Annotated in this window: 14 protein-coding genes and 1 pseudogene; 14 read left to right on the forward strand and 1 reads right to left on the reverse strand. The window is 42.6% G+C overall.

Annotation, left to right across the window (positions count from 1 at the left end):
* Nucleotides 1-221: 221 nt before the first annotated feature.
* The 12 genes and pseudogenes from DXA60_RS09650 (at nucleotide 222) to rhaD (ending at nucleotide 16,126) form a co-directional block, all read left to right on the forward strand.
* The gene (locus DXA60_RS09650; protein WP_006858189.1) at nucleotides 222-896 is read left to right on the forward strand and encodes a response regulator transcription factor; all 675 of its coding nucleotides are present in this window, start codon (nucleotides 222-224) and stop codon (nucleotides 894-896) included.
* Between the two features lie 3 nt (nucleotides 897-899).
* Nucleotides 900-2,300: a sensor histidine kinase gene (locus tag DXA60_RS09655; RefSeq protein ID WP_055193969.1), complete on the forward strand. Its 1,401-nt coding sequence runs from the start codon at nucleotides 900-902 to the stop codon at nucleotides 2,298-2,300.
* Between the two features lie 142 nt (nucleotides 2,301-2,442).
* Nucleotides 2,443-3,147, forward strand: a complete 705-nt coding sequence (locus DXA60_RS09660; RefSeq protein WP_117921044.1) for a hypothetical protein — start codon at nucleotides 2,443-2,445, stop codon at nucleotides 3,145-3,147.
* A 157-nt stretch (nucleotides 3,148-3,304) separates the two neighbouring features.
* On the forward strand, nucleotides 3,305-5,701 hold the full coding sequence (locus tag DXA60_RS09665; protein WP_117921045.1) for a glycoside hydrolase family 3 C-terminal domain-containing protein: 2,397 nt from the start codon (nucleotides 3,305-3,307) through the stop codon (nucleotides 5,699-5,701).
* 195 nt (nucleotides 5,702-5,896) lie between these two features.
* Nucleotides 5,897-6,607: a LytR/AlgR family response regulator transcription factor gene (locus DXA60_RS09670; RefSeq protein ID WP_015559327.1), complete on the forward strand. Its 711-nt coding sequence runs from the start codon at nucleotides 5,897-5,899 to the stop codon at nucleotides 6,605-6,607.
* Nucleotides 6,604-7,923, forward strand: coding sequence for an ATP-binding protein (locus DXA60_RS09675; protein WP_117921046.1), 1,320 nt, complete (start codon nucleotides 6,604-6,606; stop codon nucleotides 7,921-7,923). The genes DXA60_RS09670 and DXA60_RS09675 overlap by 4 nt, the downstream gene beginning before the upstream one ends.
* A gap of 35 nt (nucleotides 7,924-7,958) precedes the next feature.
* Nucleotides 7,959-9,653 (forward strand): annotated as a pseudogene (locus DXA60_RS19765) (AAA family ATPase).
* A 34-nt stretch (nucleotides 9,654-9,687) separates the two neighbouring features.
* The gene (locus tag DXA60_RS09685) at nucleotides 9,688-11,325 is read left to right on the forward strand and encodes a spermidine synthase (protein ID WP_022111899.1); all 1,638 of its coding nucleotides are present in this window, start codon (nucleotides 9,688-9,690) and stop codon (nucleotides 11,323-11,325) included.
* A gap of 30 nt (nucleotides 11,326-11,355) precedes the next feature.
* Entirely contained in the window at nucleotides 11,356-12,330 is a 975-nt protein-coding gene (locus DXA60_RS09690) for an AraC family transcriptional regulator (RefSeq protein ID WP_117921048.1), read from the forward strand.
* Nucleotides 12,331-12,494: 164 nt separating this feature from the next.
* Nucleotides 12,495-13,904, forward strand: coding sequence for a rhamnulokinase (rhaB, locus tag DXA60_RS09695; RefSeq protein ID WP_117921049.1), 1,410 nt, complete (start codon nucleotides 12,495-12,497; stop codon nucleotides 13,902-13,904).
* Nucleotides 13,905-13,978: 74 nt separating this feature from the next.
* Nucleotides 13,979-15,229 (forward strand): L-rhamnose isomerase, encoded by a 1,251-nt coding sequence (locus DXA60_RS09700; protein ID WP_117921050.1) that lies wholly within the window; start codon nucleotides 13,979-13,981, stop codon nucleotides 15,227-15,229.
* 75 nt (nucleotides 15,230-15,304) lie between these two features.
* Nucleotides 15,305-16,126, forward strand: a complete 822-nt coding sequence (gene rhaD, locus DXA60_RS09705) for a rhamnulose-1-phosphate aldolase (protein ID WP_117921051.1) — start codon at nucleotides 15,305-15,307, stop codon at nucleotides 16,124-16,126.
* A gap of 3 nt (nucleotides 16,127-16,129) precedes the next feature.
* On the opposite strand, the gene DXA60_RS09710 is transcribed toward rhaD, so the two are convergent.
* Nucleotides 16,130-17,320, reverse strand: coding sequence for a helix-turn-helix transcriptional regulator (locus DXA60_RS09710; protein ID WP_117921052.1), 1,191 nt, complete (start codon nucleotides 17,318-17,320; stop codon nucleotides 16,130-16,132).
* A 182-nt stretch (nucleotides 17,321-17,502) separates the two neighbouring features.
* On the opposite strand from DXA60_RS09710, the gene DXA60_RS09715 reads away from it, so the two are divergent.
* Nucleotides 17,503-18,987, forward strand: coding sequence for an MFS transporter (locus tag DXA60_RS09715; RefSeq protein ID WP_117921053.1), 1,485 nt, complete (start codon nucleotides 17,503-17,505; stop codon nucleotides 18,985-18,987).
* A gap of 2 nt (nucleotides 18,988-18,989) precedes the next feature.
* A complete protein-coding gene (locus DXA60_RS09720) occupies nucleotides 18,990-21,254 on the forward strand; it encodes a glycoside hydrolase family 2 protein (RefSeq protein ID WP_117921054.1) in 2,265 nt (754 codons plus the stop codon).
* The last annotated feature ends 25 nt before the right edge of the window (nucleotides 21,255-21,279 follow it).

A 21,279-nucleotide genomic window follows, 5' to 3' on the forward strand; every position in this document is an offset into this window, starting at 1 on the left:
GGTGTGAGAGGTCGGGAAATCACTCAGATTTCCCTCCTACTCGATTGCGTAAGAAGATTTTTACAGGTTGTATATGAGAAATGAATGTTGTATAGTATCTGCAAGAAATATCTTCTTTCGTGAATGTTATAAATGTTGGTTTCGTTATTTTCATTATATGACAATTGGATTTAAAGGGGATTATAATGACGCGGTAAAAAACAAAGGAGAAGAAAACAAACATGAGAATTTTTTTGGCGGAAGATGAACAGGATTTAAATGCCATTATTGTTCAAAAACTGACTGAGGATGGTTACAGTGTGGATCATTGTTTTGATGGCAGGACAGCAATAGATATCCTTTCCTGTACGGAGTATGATGCAGTGATTCTTGATATTATGATGCCAAAAGCAGATGGATTTACAGTGCTGCGTGCGCTGAGGGGAATGGGAAAGACAACACCGGTGCTATTTCTGACAGCAAAGGATGCTGTTTCGGACAGAGTAAAGGGATTAGACAGTGGGGCAAATGATTATCTTGTGAAGCCATTTTCGTTTGAAGAGTTGTCAGCACGTCTGCGCGCAATGATGAGGGGATCTTTCGGAGTTACTGACAATGTTTTGCATATTGCGGATCTTTCTTTGGATTGCACTTCCCACAGGGTAATGCGGGGGGGAAAAGAGATCACATTATCGGCTAAAGAGTATGCCATGCTGGAATATTTCATGTACAATCAGGGGCGTGTGCTGTCTCGTGAGATGATAGAGGATCATGTCTGGAATTTTGATTACGAAGGGGGCACGAATGTAGTGGATGTTTATATCAGCTATCTTCGAAAAAAAATTGATGGTGGATATGACAAAAAGTTGATTCATACAGTCCGTGGAAGAGGATTTATAATGAGAGAGGAAATTTAAGATATGGGGAGATTCTCAATCCGTCTGAAAATAACAATCTGGTTTACTGCAGCATTGGTGGTAATAGTACTATTTGCATATCTGATGATTTTTGTCGTCAGCCGTCAGATTTTGATAAAAACAATACAGGATAGTCTGGTGGAGACAGTGGAAAATAATGTGGATGAGATTGAATATTTTTCTGGGATGGATGAAATCCGTACAGATGCGGATATTGATTATTTGATTGATTACCGGAAAGGGTATCTGGAAATTGACGACGATTTTCTGAGCAAGGTAAATGAAGTCTATACAGGATTGTATGATGAAAAGTCAAGGCTTATTTATGGAGAAAATCCAATAGCTGCAAAAGTGGCAGATCTGGAATTTGTGGATTCCGAGATTCAAAAAGTAATGAAGGATGGAACGGGGTATTATATTTTTGACCGGAAACTCACAGCAGAAGGACTTAACGGATTATGGCTTCGTGGAGTGGTATCAGAGGAACAGGGAGAGCGTCAGAGCTTTGGGATTATGCGGATTGCACTGGTTCTTCTGCCGGTTCTGGTCGTAATAGCATCTGCGGGAGGATATTTTATTGCTGGACGTACATTAAATCCAATTCAGAAAATAGCTGGGACTGCAAGAAAGATTGGAGAAGAAAATGATTTGAAATGCAGGATCAATCTTGGAAAAGGGAATGATGAACTGCACCAGCTTGCGGATATATTTAATGAGATGTTTGAACGACTGGAAAGTACATTTGAAAAGGAACAACAATTTACATCCGACGTTTCACATGAACTAAGAACACCGATGGCTGTCATTTCAGCACAGTGTGAGTATACACTTGAAAAAGAAAGAAGCGTAGGGGAATATGAAGATGCCTTGCGGGTAATCAGGCGTCAGGCGCGGAAAATGACAAAACTTATTGATCATATGCTGGACTTTGCCAGACTGGAAATGAAATCAGGAAAATATGCAGAGGAAGCTGTTGATATGGAAGAACTGGTGGCATCTATTTGCTCTGATATGAAGCTGATAAGAGAAAAGAAAATTATGCTTGATTATGAGACGGAGCAGGCAGTGTTTTATGGAAATCGTGAACTTTTATCAAGAATTCTCGTTAATCTTGTCAGCAATGCCTATCGTTATGGGAAAGAGAATGGGCATATCTTTGTGAAATTAAAGAAAGAAGAAACGGAACTTGTTTTGTCTGTAACGGATGATGGGATAGGAATTGCAGAAGAAGAGCAGGAAAAGATCTTCCGGCGGTTTTATCAGACTGATGTATCGCGAGGAGGCGAGGGAAGTGGACTTGGGCTTGCCATGGTTTATGAAATTGTGAAGTTTTACAGAGGAAAAATCCAAGTGAAAAGTGAGGCAGGCAGTGGGAGTGTTTTTCAGGTAAAACTGCCGCTTTGATAAAAGCAGACATATGGAAATCAATAATGATTATAAAAAATTTGTCGTATTAATAATGTTCTAATAAATGCATGATATAATCAAAGTACAAAGCAAAACAATTAGAAATGAGAAACTCTCATGAAAAAAGGAGGATTTGTTTATGAAGAGAGCAGCAAAACAGGTTTTAATTGTACTTTTGGTTGTGATAGCGGTAATTGGTACGGGAAACATTTCAGCACAGGCAGATTATAACTGGAAACCGAAGAAGGTTTCCATAGCGCAGTCGGCAAAAAAGGTTTCTCAGGGAAAGGAGTTTGAAATCAGAGCGAAAGTAACTCCAATAGATGCTGAGGACGATTATATCCGCTGGGAAATTATTTCAGGAAAAAAATATGTAAAATTTGAGGATCGTGACCGCACAGGCGATGAAATGGATTTCATTGCCGTAAAACCAGGAAAAGCAAAAATCCGGTGTTATGTACAGGGAAAGAGTAAGAAGAAATATGGTGATACAATAACTGTAACTGTGACGAAGAAAAAGAGTGATTATTCATTGGCAAAGGTTGGAGAATCAGTCAAATATGTAGAAGCATGGGATGATTTTGATTTAGAGGTCAAAAAAGGATCCTCAATAAAGAACAGTCAGTTAAAATGGGAGATCAGTGATACAAGTATTGTCTCGTTTGCAGAAAGAAAAACAACCGGAACGGACGTTGAGTTTTATGCGGAAAAGACAGGAACAGTACGGGTAACCTGTACATGTACAAGTGGTAAGGCAAAGGGTAAAAAAGTAGTATATACCGTGAATGTTATTGCGGATGATGATGATGACTACGATGATGACTATTATGATGACTATGATTGAGCATGATTGAGAGCGAAAGCTCTTCGGGGGCATTTTTGACAGTTTATGCAAAAAATGCCCCCATTTGTGTAATACTCCCTCGTCATCTTTTGTTTGTGCTATGCTGAAATTACGAAAGTGAAAGATGCGCAGATCACAAATAAAGAGAGGATCAATCATGAGTTTAAAATACGAATCTATCATAAAACAGATGTCACTCGAAGAAAAAGCCCTGATGATGTCCGGCAAAAACACCTGGGAGACAGTGGATTTTGAAAAATACGGAATCCCGTCCATGGCAATGTCTGACGGACCGCACGGATTGAGAAGACAGGCGGGAGCCGGAGACCACTTGGGATTAAATGCAAGTCTCCCTGCGACCTGTTTTCCGACCGCAGCCTCGGTTGCAAACAGCTGGGATGAAATATTAGGCGAGGAGATCGGAACGGCATTGGCAGAGGAAGCCGTGACCATGGATGTCAATGTGATCTTAGGACCGGGATTAAACATCAAGAGAAGCCCGCTCTGTGGAAGAAATTTTGAATATTTTTCCGAAGATCCGTACCATGCAGGAAAAATGGCGGCAGCCTATGTAAGGGGAATCCAGAGCAAAGGAATCGCAGCCTGCCCGAAGCATTTTGCAGCAAACAGCCAGGAACTGCGTCGTATGGCAAATGATTCCGTTGTGGATGAGAGAACCTTCCGTGAGATCTATACGACCGGATTTGAGATCGCGGTAAAAGAAGGAAAAGCGAAGTCGATCATGTCTTCTTATAATGAAGTAAACGGTGTCTATGCCAATGAGAACCGCCACATGTTACAGGAAATCTTAGTCGATGAATGGGGCTTTGACGGATATGTAGTATCCGACTGGGGTGGAAGCAATGATCACGCACTCGGAGTGAAAAACGGAAGTCATCTTGAGATGCCGGGCACCGGAAAATCAGGAATGCATGATATCGTAAATGCCGTCAAAAACGGAACATTAGAGGAGAGTGTGTTAGATCAGCGCTTAGATGAACTGCTCCGTGTCATTTTTGCGACGCATCAGGCGACCGTGGATGGAAAAGGAACTACTTTCAATAAGGAAGCGCATCATAAACTTGCACGCAAAGCGGCCGAGGAGAGCATCGTCCTTTTAAAAAATGAAGAGCAGATCCTTCCATTAAAACAGGGGACAAAAGTGGCTGTGATCGGAGACTTTGCAAAGACTCCGCGATATCAGGGAGCAGGATCTTCCTTAGTGAATCCGGCAATGCCGCCGGAGTCCATATTAGAGGAGATAAAAGACAGCGGACTTACGATGACAGCCTATGAACAGGGGTATATCAGAAACAGAAAACCAAATGCTAAACTGGTAAAGGCAGCTGTTGATGCAGCAAAAAATGCGGATGTGGTGCTGTTTTTCGGAGGTCTTGACGAGATCAGCGAGTCGGAGGGACTCGACCGTACCCATATGCATATGCCTGTAGCACAGGACGAATTGATCAATGAACTTACCACAGTAAACAAAAATGTGATCGTAGTCCTCTCAGCGGGATCTTCCGTGGAAATGCCGTGGTATCCGTATGTCAAAGGAATTGTGCACGGTTACCTCGGCGGTCAGGCGGGTGCGTCAGCGATTCTTAACGTTCTGACCGGAAAAGTCTGCCCGTCCGGAAAACTGAATGAGACCTATCCGCTTCATTATGAAGATACACCGGCGTATGAATATTATCCGAGCAAAGAGAGAAGCAGCGAATACCGGGAGGGACTTTATGTAGGATACCGCTACTACACGACAGTAGGTAAAAAAGTGCGTTTCCCGTTTGGTTTCGGACTCAGTTATACCACATTTACTTACCGTGATCTGGCGGTAGATCAGGATGGTGTGACATTTAAAATTAAAAATACCGGAGATGTGACCGGAACAGAGATCGCACAGCTTTATGTCGGAAAAGAATCTGATTCCGTGTTCCGTCCGCTGCGCGAACTGAAAGGCTTCGCGCGGGTGGAACTGGCTCCGGGAGAAGAAAAAGAAATAAGGATTTTATTTGACGATAAGACATTCCGTTTTTATGATACACGGACAGACAGCTGGGAAGTGGAAACGGGAACCTATCAGATCATGATCGGAAGCAATGCGGAAGAAATGCTGCTTGCGGGATCACTTGCGGTAAATGGAACTGTCACAGAGGGTGGTTACAGCAGAGAAAGCCTGCCGGAATATTTTAATGGTGAGATCAAAAATATTTCTGATGATACATTCCGCAGACTGTATGGCAGAGAGATCCCGGATGGAAGCTGGAGCGGAGAAATCCGTATGAATGATGCAGTCTGCCAGCTTTATTATGGAAAAGGAATTTTTGGTAAACTGTTTTACGGGGTACTGCGTATTTTGTTAAAGATCAGCGAATGGCAGGGAAAACCGAATCTGAACGTATTGTTTAATTACAATATGCCGATCCGCGGCTATGCAAAAATGACAGGTGGTTTTGTCACAATGAAGATGGCAGAAGCTTTGACCGAGATGGCAAACGGACACCGCATTAAGGGAACAGCGCACCTGATCAAAGCGGCAGTGAAACGTGATTAGGTAAAATGTAATCAGATAAAAAAGTGGTAAATAACAGGGACTTGTACTAAAATAAATTTGGTGCAGGTCCCCATTTGCGTTCACAAAACGTTTGTGGGGGATGATATCATGAGCGCAAGTGAGTCAACATGTTCACATGATTGCCGAACGGCGAATTGGAGCAGGTACACTGGAAAAGAAAATGGAGAAAAATATATGATAAAAATTGCAATCGTAGAAGATGAAGCGATGTATGCAAAGCAGCTTGAGGAATTTTTACATCAATATGAAAAAGAAAATGGGGAGGCTTTTGATATCACGATCTATTCGGATGGGGATCAGATCGTCAATAAATATCAGTCACAGTATGACATCATTTTGATGGATGTGGAAATGAAATTTATGGATGGCATGTCGGCAGCGGAGGAGATCCGAAAAGTGGACACGGAGGTCGTTATCATTTTTATCACAAACATGGCACAGTATGCGATCCGTGGCTATGCGGTGGATGCACTCGACTATGTATTAAAACCGGTGTCTTATTTTGCATTTTCACAGAGACTGAGCCGTGCGATCGGGCGCATGAAAAAAAGAGAGACAAAGATGATCATGGTCAGCATGAAAGGCGGGACGGTGCGGATCAATATCGCAAATATTTATTATATCGAAAGCCAGGGGCATACGCTGATCCTGCACACAATTCTTGGCGACTATGAGACAACAGGCACAATGAAAGAGATGGAAGAAAAATTAGCTGATATGAACTTCTGCCGTGGTAACAAGGGGTATCTCATCAATTTAGCGCATGTGGACGGGATCACGGACGGCTGTGCCATGGTAAAAGGTGAGCAGCTGGTATTAAGCCGTGCGCGCAAAAAAGAATTTATGGAAGAACTGACAAAATACTGGGGAGAGGTTATCAAATGATGGAACATATTATGCCGGATATACCAAGAATCTACACAGCGGTCGCAGAGTGGATGGCATGCATGTTATTTATCCTGCCGGTCAAAAAGAGATTTCAAAAATGGCAGACGGCAGGCATTATGGCGGCTGTGCTTCTGATACAGAGTGTGTTTTTAGTCATGACGGATGATATTAAGATTTATTTCTGGATTCCTTGTATGATCGTGGCTGTATTTTTAATGATCGTATTTATCTACAGCTGCTGCGAAATTACTTTTACCGATGCTGCCTATTTTGGGATGATCGCATTTGTTGTCGCGGAATTTATGGCATCGTTCGAATGGCAGGTTGTATGTTACTTTTTCGACGAGGCGATGACAAACTGGTGGCTTTGCAGAGGTCTTCTGGTTCTGATCTATGGTGCGATCGCACTGATCCTGTATAAAATTCTGCGGGTACATATGCCTAAAGATGGGAAAATGAATATCAGCCACCGGGAATATATTTCCGCCGGACTGATCGCAGTTGCGGTGTTTGCTGTTAGCAACATGAGTTTTCTCACGGAAAATACACCGTTTTCCGGTCGCTATTCGTTTGAGATCGGAAATATCCGTACATTAGTAGATCTTGGCGGTATCGCGATCCTTTATGCACATCTGATCCAGTGCCGGGAACTGCGTGTGAGAAAAGAACTAGAATCCGTGCAGAATGTGCTGCAGAATCAGTATGTGCAGTACAAGCAGTCGAGAGAGAGCATCGAACTGATCAATTATAAATATCACGATTTAAAACACCAGATCGCATTCCTGCGGAGTGAGGATGATCCGAAAAAACGCGAAGAATATTTAAACCGCATGGAGGATGAGATAAGACAGTATGAGACACAGAATAAGACCGGAAACAAAGTGCTCGATACGGTGCTCACTACCAAAAGCCTCTATTGTGCGAAACATGGGATCACGTTTACCTGTGTTGCGGACGGCACACTGCTTGATTTTATGGATGTGATGGATATCTGCAGCATTTTTGGAAACGCGCTCGATAACGCGATCGAATGTGAACTGAAAATACCGGATAAAGAGAAGCGGCTCGTGCATGTGACGGTTTCAAAACAGAAAAATTTCCTGCTCCTCCGGTTTGAAAATTATTACGAAGGGAACTTAGAGTATCAGGAGGGAAAACTGGTCACGACCAAAAAAGAGAAAGAATATCACGGGTACGGACTCAAAAGTATCCGCTATACGGTCAACAAATATGACGGTGCGGTCAGCATTGATACAAAAGAGAACTGGTTTGATTTAAAGATCCTGATCCCGATGAGAGATAAGGTTATATGAAAACAAAAATGTAAAAATCTATTTGGGGTGTTGAAATGAAAAATGAGAAGAAAAAATTACCGATTGGAATAGAAAATTTTGAAGAAATACAGTCAGCTGGATTTTATTATATAGATAAATCATATTTGATCAAAGAACTTCTGGAAAATTGGGCAAAAGTCACACTCTTTACCCGTCCAAGGCGATTTGGAAAGTCCCTGAATATGAGTATGTTAAAAAAATTCTTTGACATAAACGGAAATAAAGAAATTTTTAAGCATTTAAAGATTGCACAAGAAACTAGGCTGTGTGAAGAGTACATGGGAAAATATCCGGTGATATCTGTTTCTTTAAAAGGAATCAATGCGTAGATTTATGAAAAAGCAATAGAGATGACGGTCCAGCTTATCAAAGGGGAGGCAAGAAGGTTTCAATATCTGTTAGAAAGCAGCAGGCTCACGGGATATGATAAAAAAGCATATACGGCATTACTTGAAACGGATGTGGATGAGGGAACACTATGCAGCAGTTTAAAAGTGCTTTCCGAACTTCTTGAAAAGCATTATGGGAAAAAAGTAATTATTCTGATCGATGAATATGATGTTCCACTGGCAAAAGCACTTGAACGGGAATATTATGATCAGATGGTTATCTTTATCCGCAACCTGTTTGAGTATGCGCTTAAGACAAATGACAGCCTGAAATTTGCGGTGCTGACTGGATGTATGCGCATTTCCAAGGAAAGTATTTTTACAGGACTGAATAATCTGAAAGTTCTTTCCATTGCAGATGTACAGTTTGACGAGTATTTCGGATTTACCGATGAAGAAGTAAGGGAGATGCTGGAATACTATGAACTTTCCGATCATTACGAGGATATTAGGGAGTGGTATGACGGATATCAGTTCGGAAAAGCAGAAGTTTATTGTCCATGGGATGTAATCAATTATGTGGACACGTTGCGGGCGGACCCGCTGGCAGAGCCTAAAAATTACTGGTCAAATACAAGCAGCAATGAGGCGGTCAAAAGATTTATCAGGGAATCGGATAAAGTAACGCTAAGGCGTGAGATAGAGCGGCTTGTTGCAGGTGAAGTGATCGAGAAAGAAATCCATCAGGAACTGACTTATAAAGAAATGTATGACAGTATTGACAATCTATGGAGTGTATTATTTACAACAGGATATCTTACACAAAGAGGACGGGCAGCGGGGGATACGTTCCAGCTGGTGATTCCGAATATGGAGATCCGGAAGATTTTTACAGACCAGATTATGGATTTTTTTAAAGAAAATGTACCGAAGAATGGCGTGCTGTTAAATACATTCTGTGAAGCATTAAGAAACGGAGAAACAGAAACGATAGAAAAATGCCTGTGTGATTATCTGCGGCGGGCCATCAGTATCCGGGATACTTTTGTGAGAAAAAAGATGAAAGAAAACTTTTATCACGGTATCTTACTTGGAATTCTCGGGTATGAGGAATCGTGGAGTGTTTCTTCGAATAAAGAATCAGGCGATGGTTACAGTGATATTGTGATCGAGACGGATGACGGTGAAATGGGAATCATTCTGGAACTTAAGTATGCACAGGATGGAGATTTGGAAACGGCATGCCAGTCTGCGTTAGAACAGATCGGTGGGAACAATTATATAGACATTCTTGAAGAGGATGGTGTGGAAAAGGTTCTGAAATATGGAATCGCATTTTATAAAAAGAGATGCAGGGTAATGATTGGGGAAAAATCCTGATGCGGGATAAAAAACTTGACTTGGAGTCCACTTTATGAGCTATACTAGAGGGGAAAAAGAAAGGAGAATTATGGAAAAGTCAGGAATTTTAAAAAATAAGCTGTTTTTGTATCTCACGGAATTTTTTGCCGGAATGTCCGTGATGGCAGTAGAACTGGGTGCGAGCAGGCTGTTGGCGCCGTATTTCAGCTCGTCGCAGATCGTGTGGACGATCATCATCGGAACGATCATGATCGCAATGGCGCTTGGAAATATTTATGGAGGAAAAAGTGCGGACCGGTCGCCGGACCCGGACAAACTGTACCGCAGAATACTGATCGCTGCGATCTGGATCGCACTGATACCGGTCGTCGGAAAATACATTATCCTTGGAATATCGGCACTGCTGATCTTTACCGTCAGCAGCAATTTCCTCATTATTGCCGCATTTGTGGCATGTATGGTGATTTTTGTATTCCCACTGTTTTTACTCGGCACAGTGACGCCATCCCTTGTGAAATACTCGGTGGACAGTCTTGACGACAGTGGAAAAACGGTCGGAACGCTGGGAGCATTCAACACGATCGGAAGCATTATCGGAACATTTGTGCCGACTTTTGTGACGATTCCGGCAGTCGGAACCTCTATCACGTTTCTCATTTTTGCGGGAATTCTGATCGCATTAGCCGCAGTGTATTTTTTGAGCAGCCACAGGGGACAGAAGAAGGTGGCAGTATCGGCAGTTATTTTCGTACTCTGCTGTGGACTTGGCTATTCGGATTCTTTTGCATTCTGGCAGAATGACTTAAGTTACGAAGGGGAATCCATTTATAATTATTTACAGGTCTCCGAGGATGACAGGCGCGTGATCTTATCCACGAATGTCCTGTTCGGTGTGCAGTCACTCTACATGAAAGACGGCGGTCTGACCGGAATGTATTACGATTATGCGATGGCGGCGCCGCTCATGATCCCGGATAAAAAGGCAGAGGATATGAATGTTCTGATCCTTGGAATGGGAACCGGAACTTACGCGACCCAGTGTAAAAAATATTTCGGTGATATGTCAATCGAGGGCGTGGAGATCGACGATAAGATCACGGCGCTTTCCAGACAATATTTTTCCCTGCCGGACGATGTCAAAGTGACGACCTATGATGGCAGGGCATATTTACAGGCGATCGACGAGAAATATGACGTTATCATGGTGGATGCCTACCAGGATATCACCATCCCGTTTCAGATGTCATCGGTCGAATTTTTTACGATGGTCAAAGAGCATTTAAACGAGAACGGCGTGATGGTCGTAAACATGAATATGCGCGGAAACAATGAGGGCAATATCAACCAGTATTTGTCGGATACCATTGCATCCGTATTTGACCATATCGTGACCGTGGATGTGGACGGTTCCACAAACCGGGAGCTGTATGCTTCCTCCAATGCAGACATGGTAAAGACATTAGAGAATAACGCAAATGAGACCGGACATTCCGATCTGCGCGATATGATGCTTCATGTGGCAGACACCAGCAGTGTGTATGAGGCGGGAGATTATATCATGACGGACGACAAGGCGCCTGTGGAGCTTCTCGGCATGCAGGTGATCGACCAGCTGATCCAGGGGGAAGTTGCATATTATAAGGATATTTTTGAAAAAGACGGGATCAACGGACTGCTGGAGTCACTATAAAAAGATTTTAGAAGACAGGAAATCAAGCGCATGCGCAAACAGCTTTTACAGGAACTGAAACTCATATCAGAAGAAGAAAAGAAGTATCAGTCAGGACAGGGAAACATCGAAAAACAGTTATATGCGAAAGATTCGATCAGTGAGATCGACCGGGAACTGCTGTTAGAGAGAGGACGGCTCGTCACGGTGCGCCCGCACAGCCGTTTTGTGGAATTCCCGGAGCACAGGCACAATTATGTGGAGATGATGTATGTGGTGCAGGGAAACATCACACATATCATTGAGGGAAAAGAGCTGACCCTTCACAAGGGAGATGTGCTGATGTTAAACCAGCAGGTGCGTCATGCGATCCGGCGGGCGGAATATGAGGATATCGGGATCAATTTTATTGCGCTACCGGAGTTTTTTGAAATCCCGCTCACCATGCTGCATGAGAAAAATGTACTGGCGGAATTTATTGTCGGTGCGTTCCGGCAGAAAGATCCCGTTTCCCATTATCTGCTGTTCCGTCTGCAGGAAGATCCGCAGGTAGAAAATCTTATGGAAAATATGATTGATTCCATGTTACATGAACATGCAAATGAGGATGTAATTAATCAGTATTCTATGGGACTTGTATTTTTATATCTGCTGAATCATCTTGAAAATTTAAGTCATAATTCTTCGATGGATTATAAAGAAACAGTGGTACAGGCGGTGCTCAGGTACATTAACAGTGACTGCAAAAATGCGAATCTGACAAAGATCGCTGCGGATACGCATCAGTCCATGACTGTATTGAGCAAACTGATTAAACAAAAGACCGGATATACTTTTCAGGAATTGTTACAGCATAAGCGCTTTGAGACAGCCGCACATCTCCTTGCCGAGACAGACCTTTCCGTCGAGGAGATCGCGTTAGATGTCGGCTATGAGAATCAGAGCTATTTTTTCCGGCAGTTTAAGGAACGGTATGGGATGACACCGCGGAAATACCGGATTGTTCATCGCACGACACGTTCGTGAATGTGGATGAATTATGAAATGATATCACAAAAGTATCGGATCGTTCATTAGTATACTTTGTAAAATGGAAAATAAGGACAGTTTTTTGGTCGAATAAGAGCCTAAAAAACTGTCCTTATTTTTGTTATCCTAATCTCAGAAAAAAGAGAACGAAAGGAGCAGGGATGGGAAAAAACTATTATCTGGCTGTGGATATCGGGGCATCGAGCGGACGGCATATGCTCTCTCATATGGAGAATGGGAAAATGATCTTAGAAGAGATCTACCGTTTCCCCAATGGGATGGTGGAAAAAAATGGTCATAAAGTGTGGGATGTGGACAAGTTATTTGAGGAAATCCTGACCGGAATGAAAAAATGTGCGCTGGCAGGAAAAATCCCATACAGCATGGGCATTGACACCTGGGCAGTCGATTTTGTCCTGCTGGATGAAAATGACAGGCGCATCGGGGATGCAGTGGCATACCGGGACAGACGGACGGAAGGAATGGACAGGAGGGTATATGGCATCATTTCAGAGGAGGATCTATATCTGAGAACCGGAATACAGAAACAGATATTCAATACGATCTATCAGCTGATGGCAGTCAAAGAGCAGCAGCCGGGGCAGCTTGAGCGGGCGAAAAGCATGTTGATGATACCGGACTATTTTCATTTTCTGCTGACAGGTCAAAAAGTGCAGGAGTATACCAATGCGACGACCACACAGCTCGCGGAACCGGTCAAAAAAGACTGGGACATGGAACTGATCGGGAAACTCGGTTATCCGAAAGAAATTTTCCAGAAAATCCAAAAACCGGGATATGAGGTCGGCGGGTTATCCGATGAGATAAAAAAAGAAGTAGGATTTGACTGTAAAGTGGTTCTTCCTCCAACGCATGATACTGCATCCGCAGTGGCAGCAGTTCCGACGCAGGAAGAGCATGCAATCTATATCAGTTCCGGCACATGGTCATTGATGGGAACGGAGTTGAAAGAAGCGGACTGCAGTAAAAGCAGTATGCTCCATAACATGACAAATGAGGGCGGTTACGATTACAGATTCCGCTACCTGAAAAATATTATGGGGCTGTGGATGATCCAGTCCGTGAAAAAAGAGAGTGCACCGGATCTGGGATTTGGGGAGATCTGTGCACTTGCGTCAAAAGAGGCAATCACATCTTATGTGGATGTCAATGATGCAAGATTCCTCGCGCCGGAGAATATGACAGAGGAAGTAAAAAAAGCCTGCGAGGAATCCGGGCAGCAGATTCCACAGACGATCGGAGAACTGGCGGCAGTGATCTATCACAGCCTTGCAGAGTGTTATGCAAAAACGGTGGAGGAGATCGAGGCACTGACAGGTATTACCTATCCGAAGATACAGATCGTCGGTGGAGGGGCAAACGCACAGTACTTAAATGAACTCACGGCAAAGTATACAGGAAAAGATGTCTGTGCAGGTCCGACCGAGGCAACGGCAGTCGGAAACCTTGCAGCGCAAATGATCGCAGCGGGAGAGTTACGGGACTTAAAGGCGGCGAGGGCATGTATCGCGGAGTCGTTTGAAATGAATATGTTTAGAAGTGATAAATAGCAGCATAGAGAAATTTTTTATACGCAGATGAAAACGTAAGTTTTATTGGAAAACGGACAGGAAAGGAGATTTATATGACAGGTTACGAAGCAGCAAAAGAAAAATACGCAGCACTGGGGGTCGATACAGAACTTGCGATTGAGACACTGAAAAAGGTTCCGGTATCACTGCACTGCTGGCAGCTTGATGATGTGATCGGGTTTGATAATGACGGAGGACTGACCGGAGGAATCCAGACAACCGGAAATTATATGGGACGTGCGAAGACACCGGAACAGCTCATGGTAGATATGGAAGAGGCAATGAAACTGATGCCTGGAACGGCAAAGCTGAATATCCATGCATCTTATGCGATTTTTGGATCGGGAGAATTTGCAGACCGCGATGCCTTAGAGCCAAAGCATTTTGCAAAATGGGTAGAATTTGCAAAGAAACACAACATGGGAATTGACTTCAATCCTACATTTTTCTCCCATGAAAAAGTAAAGGACGGATTGACCTTATCAAGCCCGGACGAGGAGACGAGAAAGTTCTGGATCAACCACGGAAAAGCATGTATCCGTATTTCGGAATATTTTGCGAAAGAGACCGGAATGCCGTGTGTGATGAACATCTGGACCGGTGATGGATTTAAGGATGTTCCGGCAGACCGTATGGGACCGCGTCTCCGCTATAAGGATTCGATCGAGCAGATCCTCTCAGAGCCGTATGATAAAAATCTTGTAAAACCGTGTGTGGAATCAAAAGTGTTTGGAATAGGTGTGGAGTCTTATACGGTAGGTTCTGCGGAGTTTACGCTGAGCTTTGCGGCACTGCACGATGGATGTATGCCGCTTATGGACAACGGACATTATCATCCGTTAGAGTATGTGTCCGATAAGATCCCGGCAATGCTCTGTTTTTACCCAGAATTTGCACTTCACATTACAAGGGGTGTGCGCTGGGATTCCGACCATGTGCTGATTTTGGATGATGAGACAAAAGAGATGGCAAAAGAGATCGTAAGAGATCACGCATTAGACCGTGTTTACATGGCATTAGATTACTTTGATGCAAGCATTAACCGTGTGTCAGCACTTGCAACCGGTTTCCGCAGCTGGCAGAAAGCACTTCTGATGGCTCTGTGCACACCGAATGAGATGTTAAAGGAACTTCAGGATACCAATCAGATGGGGAAACTCATGGTGATGAATGAGGCTGTGAAAATGCTCCCGATCGGAGAAGTCTGGGAAGAATACTGTCGTAGGGAAGGCGTGTGTGATGATCTTCATTTCTATGATGAGATTGAAAAATATGAGCGCGAAGTGTTAGTAAAGAGAGCATAGCTGAAAAAATAGCATATAGCAAATTAGACGGGGATTTGTGAATACCTGAAAATTACAGAGAAGAGGGAAACGAACATGAAATTTATAGATGCAGAATTTGTAAAAGGATTTATCCGTATGGCGAACGACGGATGGGAGCAGGGATGGCATGAGAGAAATGGCGGAAATCTGTCCTATCGTGTCAAACCGGAGGAAATAGAATCCGTAAAAGAAAACTTTGAGGCAAAGAAGTGGCAGCCGATCGGGACATCCGTTCCAAATCTGGCGGGAGAATATTTTCTTGTGACCGGAAGCGGCAAATATTTCCGCAACGTCATCATTAAACCGGAAGATTCCATCTGTATGATCGAACTGGATGAAAAAGGCGAAAATTACCGCATCGTATGGGGACTGGTAAACGGAGGTAGACCGACATCAGAACTGCCAAGCCATCTGATGAATCTGGAAGTGAAGAAGATACAGAACCCGAAGTACCGTGTCGTATACCATGCGCACACCACGAACATCATTGCGCTGACGTTTGTTCTGCCGCTGGAAGATAAAGTGTTTACGAGAGAACTCTGGGAGATGGCAACCGAATGTCCGGTCGTATTCCCGGCAGGCATTGGCGTAGTTCCGTGGATGGTACCGGGCGGCAGGGAGATCGCAGTTGCAACCAGTGAACTGATGAAAAAATATGATCTTGCGGTCTGGGCACATCATGGTATGTTTGCGGCCGGGGAAGATTTTGACCTGACGTTTGGTCTGATGCACACCGCAGAAAAATCCGCGGAGATTCTGGTAAAAATGCTTTCCATGAGACCGGATAAGCTGCAGACCATCACACCGGATAATTTCCGTCATCTTGCGAAAGACTTTCATGTTACACTGCCAGAAGAATTTTTATATGAAAAATAAAAGCTAGTACGAGCGATATGCGGATGGTGTCATCCCATATCGCTTTTTAAATACTTTCACGAAGTAATTGCTGTCAGGATATCCTACATACATTGCAATTTCCGCAACAGAAAGCATGGAGGTCTTTAAGAGTTCGGCAGCTTTTTTTGTGCGTAAATCTGCTATATATGCGGTCAGGGTGATACCCATTTCTTTTTTAAACAGACGGGACAGGTGTTCTTCGCTTACATGATTTGTATCCGATAATTCGTGCAGGGAAATGTCCTGTGAATAGTTGATGGAGATGTAGTTTAGTACATTTCGGATAACGGGAGAGTATTGTGACATATGCTTTGTATCATGAACAGCCTGGGTCAGTCTGATCAGCATATCTTTTTGAATCTTATCCAGTTCAGATCCGGTTCTTGCGGAGGCAAATTTCTGGATACTTTCTTGTGCTATTTCATCTATTTTTACCACAGGGCAGCCACCGGCCTCAGCGGCTTTTCTGGCAAGAGTTCTAAGGATGGCAAAACCATTCCAGTCGGTAGAATATAGAGAACGCTGTGATTGGGAGGTGTTGGCATAGTAATTGCTTGCTATACTCTCAAAAGCCATACGGACACCGTCTATATCCCCATCTGATATTTTTCTGAGAAAATAATTCTCCGTTTCATATCTGTCTATGATTTGATAATAGGTATTATTGGATTCTAAAATCAGCTTATCTGTCTTGAGATCCTCATGGAATCCGGTCAGCTTTCTGTAAGAAAATTCAGGTGTATTTGGGATAAAGGTACGCATGGCAGCAAGTACGGTACCGTGGATCATGGAATAGCTGAGCTGTGGAAACTGATCATAGTATAGCTTCAGTGGCAGCAGAATGCTTGCAGGTAGTTTGTGGGATGCTAATAATTCCTGCATTTCCAGTGATGAAAAAGTATTTTTTACATAGGGACCCAGCAGGTAACAGGTATTATCAAAACAAAATAGAATCAGATTTGTATTCAGATAGTCTGTAATCTCATAAAATACTTCTTTTTTTGCATTTTCCAGCAGATAATGCAGATATTCTGCGGTGTACATCGGCTGAAGCGTTTTTTCAAAGCAATTTTGCTGTTCAAATGAATCAAGAGAGGCATTATCATTTGCAATACTGCAGATTCTGATGCCCAGTATATTTGCTACAAATCCCATGAAAATTTTCTCATTCATTAGATATCCCCCGTCATGTATATGTTATCAGATACCGCTGCGGGCGGCAGACTGTGATTTTTATACAAATATCAAAATAATACTATTTATATCAAATTTACTCTAACTATATCATGGATCATATGTTAATGTAAATACAGATCAAAACATATTTAACAAAAAGATACCAGGGAGGTTTTTTTATGAGGAAGGAAAAGAAATTAACGCAAAGTGAAATTGACGGTGTGCAATACCGTCGTGCAAAATTATGGCAGATTATTTTGTACTCATGTAATGCAATGGTTGGAATGACGGTTTATTCTTTAATTGGTATGGCAAGCTATAGTGCAAGTGTTGGATATGGAATTTCAACAGCTGTCATAGGAATTATTCTGACATGTACACGTATTTTTGATGGTGTGACAGACCCTGTTTTAGCAATTATATATGACAAGGTGGACACGAAATTTGGAAGATTAAGGGTACTGCTTTTGGGAGGATTTGTTATTGAAGCAATTGCACTTCTTGCCATGTTTGATGTGTTCTCATCAAAGGGCCATGGAATCGTTGTGTTTACGTTGTTATATGTAATTTACGTTATTGGTTATACAATTACAAATATGACAGCGCAGACATTACCGGCAATTATGACAAATGATCCGAAACAGCGTCCTACAATCGGAGTATGGCAGACAGCATTTAACTATCTTGTTCCTATGATAATGACGGTTATACTTAACATGGTATTACTTCCGAAATTTGGAGGGACATATAATCAGGAGTTCTTGTCAGCTGCAGTGAGAGTAAGCATGATTGTGGCAGCAGCAGGCATTGTGCTTGTATGCATAGGAATTTCAGAATATGACAAGCCGGAATATTATCTGGGAATTAAGAAACAGGAGCCACTTAAAGTAAAGGATATGCTTGATGTATTAAAGGAAAATAAACCATTACAGGCATACATTGTCGCTCAGGCATCTGATAAAATTGCACAGCAGACAGCATCACAGGCAGTGATTACAACAATGCTTTTTGGTATTATTATTGGAAATATGAGTCTTGCCACAATGCTTTCTGTGATAAGCATGCTTCCTTCAATCGTATTTGCCGGCTTTGGAGCCAGATATGCAGGAAAATATGGCAGCAAAAATGCGATTGTGACATGGACAAAGATATGTATGGCAGTTGCAGTAATATCACTTGTATTCTTTATCGTAATTGATCCGGGCACAATCTCAACATTTGGATTTACAATGATAGCTTATGTCATACTCACTCTTGTGCTGAACGGAGCGAAAATGTGTGTTACCACAGCGGATGTATCATTTATGGCAGATATCATTGACTATGAGCTTGACAGAAGTGGAAGATATGTACCAGCCGTTGTTACAGGTACTTACAGTTTCATTGATAAACTGATCTCTTCCTTAGCAGCACTCATTGCAACCGGTGCCGTGGCGATTATCGGATATACAAATACTATGCCACAGCCGAACGAGCCGCTTACAACCCCTATTTTTGTGGTGACAATGATAATATACTTTGGGATGCCAATTCTTGGATGGATTGTGACACTTATAGCTATGAAAAACTGTAAACTTACAAAAGAGGAAATGGTTCAGGTACAAAAGAGGATAGAGGCAAAGAAGAATGAGATGAAAGAAAAAGTAATAAAGGAGTATGTGTAAGTATGAGAAAAATAAATTTATTTAATGATAATTATATATTTGAAAAGGAGGGAGTCACCGAAAAAGTGACTCTTCCGCATACCTGGAATGCAGCAGATGGACAGAGCGCATCCGATTATTACAGAGGAGAGTGCATTTACACAAAGAAATTTGCAAAACCGGAACTTAAGGATGGAGAGCAGTTATATCTTGAAATAACCGGAGCAAATTCATCATCAAAGGTAAGCCTGAATGGGAAGGAGCTTGCGTCACATGACGGAGGCTATTCTACATATCATGTAAATCTGACAGATGGACTTATGGATGAAAATGAGCTTGAAATCAAGGTGGATAATTCCCCAAATGACCACGTATATCCACAGAAAGCAGATTTTACATTTTATGGCGGCTTATACAGGGATGTGAGGCTTATCACTGTGCCAAAGAACCATTTTGACCTTGATTATTATGGTGGAAAAGGTTTTTATGTGACACCAGAAGTGAAAGAGGATGGCAGCGCAGAGGTCAGATTTGATGCATATGTATGTGGTGATGCAGATGAGATCAGTGTTTTGGTAAATGGAGATTCTGGTTCGCAGAGTGTAACACTTTATATCCCGGAAGATGACACACAGACAATTTATGATGAGGACGCACTTTGTGGAATCAGACATTATACAGGAACGCTTATCATTGATAATCCTCATCTGTGGAATGGATTAAAAGATCCATTTTTATATACAGCGGCAGCAGAACTTAAGAAAAACGGTGATATAATTGATGAAGTTACCACAAAATTTGGATGCCGGAACTATTACTTTGACCCTGAAAAAGGATTTTTCCTGAATGGAGAGAGCTATCCGCTCAGGGGAGTATCACGCCATCAAGACAGGATGGGCGTTGGAAATGCACTTACAAAAGAGATGCATGAGGAAGATATGGAGCTGATATTGTCAGTGGGAGCTAATTCAGTCCGGCTTGCACATTATCAGCATGACCAGTATTTTTATGATCTGTGCGATGAAAAAGGAATTGTGGCATGGGCTGAGATACCGTATATCACAGTACATATGGATGGTGGAAGAGAAAACACGATCTCACAGATGAAAGAACTGATTGTCCAGAACTATAATCATGCGTCTATTATTTGCTGGGCTATCTCAAATGAAATATCTTTACAGGGGGTAACGGAGGATCTGTTAGAAAATCATAGAATATTAAACGATATGATTCACAGAATGGATCAGAGCCGCGTATCTGCAATGGCAAATCTGTTTATGCTTGAGACAGACAGTCCGCTTGTAAGTCTCCCGGATATCAGAGGCTATAATCTCTACTATGGATGGTATGTGGGGGAGATGGAAGACAATGATGCATTTTTTGACCAGTTCCACAAAGAACATCCGGATACAGTGATCGGACTGACAGAGTATGGTGCTGATTCGGTAATTAAATTGCAGTCACCAAAGCCGCAAAAAGGTGATTATACAGAAAGCTATATGGCAGTGTACCATGAGCATATGCTTGAGATGATTTCCCAAAGACCATACCTGTGGGGCACCTATGTATGGAATATGTTTGAATTTGCTGCTGCAGGACGAGATGAGGCGGGCGACCCTGGTAAAAATCACAAGGGACTTATCACCTTTGACAGAAAAGAGAAAAAGGATGCTTACTATATTTACAAGGCATGGTGGAGCGATGAACCGTTCGTTCATCTTTGCGGAAGAAGATATGCAGACCGTATAGAAACGGTCACAGAGATTAAGGTTTACTCTAACCAGAAAAGGATAGCCCTCTATGTGGATGGAAAACTCTTTGGGGAGCAGGAAGGTGAGCATATATTTAAATTTGAGGTTCCAATCTGTGGAGAGCATACGATAAAAGCTGTCTGTACAGATCATGAGGCATTAAGCGATGAAATGACGATCCAAAAGGTCAGTGAACCAAATCCGGCGTATTTTATGGATGCCACAAAGGTTTGTAACTGGTTTGAAGAACCACAGGAAGAGTCTGAAAAGGAAGAAGGCGGATATCTCTCGTTAAACAGCACGATGGCAGAGATTCAGGCTGTACCGGCGGGAGCGGCACTTCTTGCGCAGATGATGAAGCAGATGCAGGGTTCAGTGGCTGGAGGTATGGGTAAGAATGTAAAGATACCAGAGACAATGATGGCTATGATTGCAAGACAGCCGTTAAAGAAACTTCTGGCACAGGGAGGAATCGATGCAGATGGAGAGCAGGCGAAGATGCTTGCAGCAGCACTTGGAAAGATTCCAAAGAAATAAGGTTCTTTAAATGGAAAATTATGGT

The sequence above is a fragment of the Roseburia sp. OF03-24 genome, from assembly GCF_003463035.1.
GTDB lineage: Bacteria > Bacillota > Clostridia > Lachnospirales > Lachnospiraceae > Roseburia > Roseburia rectibacter.

Bases quoted from the DNA above. Each gene is read 5' to 3' on its own strand.
- DXA60_RS09660 (WP_117921044.1), top strand. From the start codon at position 2,443: ATGAAGAGAGCAGCAAAACAGGTTTTAATTGTACTTTTGGTTGTGATA.
- DXA60_RS09710 (WP_117921052.1), bottom strand. From the start codon at position 17,320: ATGAATGAGAAAATTTTCATGGGATTTGTAGCAAATATACTGGGCATC.
- rhaD (WP_117921051.1), top strand. From the start codon at position 15,305: ATGAAATTTATAGATGCAGAATTTGTAAAAGGATTTATCCGTATGGCG.
- DXA60_RS09720 (WP_117921054.1), top strand. From the start codon at position 18,990: ATGAGAAAAATAAATTTATTTAATGATAATTATATATTTGAAAAGGAG.
- DXA60_RS09675 (WP_117921046.1), top strand. From the start codon at position 6,604: ATGATGGAACATATTATGCCGGATATACCAAGAATCTACACAGCGGTC.
- DXA60_RS09690 (WP_117921048.1), top strand. From the start codon at position 11,356: ATGCGCAAACAGCTTTTACAGGAACTGAAACTCATATCAGAAGAAGAA.
- rhaB (WP_117921049.1), top strand. From the start codon at position 12,495: ATGGGAAAAAACTATTATCTGGCTGTGGATATCGGGGCATCGAGCGGA.
- DXA60_RS09655 (WP_055193969.1), top strand. From the start codon at position 900: ATGGGGAGATTCTCAATCCGTCTGAAAATAACAATCTGGTTTACTGCA.
- DXA60_RS09665 (WP_117921045.1), top strand. From the start codon at position 3,305: ATGAGTTTAAAATACGAATCTATCATAAAACAGATGTCACTCGAAGAA.
- DXA60_RS09670 (WP_015559327.1), top strand. From the start codon at position 5,897: ATGATAAAAATTGCAATCGTAGAAGATGAAGCGATGTATGCAAAGCAG.
- DXA60_RS09700 (WP_117921050.1), top strand. From the start codon at position 13,979: ATGACAGGTTACGAAGCAGCAAAAGAAAAATACGCAGCACTGGGGGTC.
- DXA60_RS09685 (WP_022111899.1), top strand. From the start codon at position 9,688: ATGAGCTATACTAGAGGGGAAAAAGAAAGGAGAATTATGGAAAAGTCA.
- DXA60_RS09715 (WP_117921053.1), top strand. From the start codon at position 17,503: ATGAGGAAGGAAAAGAAATTAACGCAAAGTGAAATTGACGGTGTGCAA.
- DXA60_RS09650 (WP_006858189.1), top strand. From the start codon at position 222: ATGAGAATTTTTTTGGCGGAAGATGAACAGGATTTAAATGCCATTATT.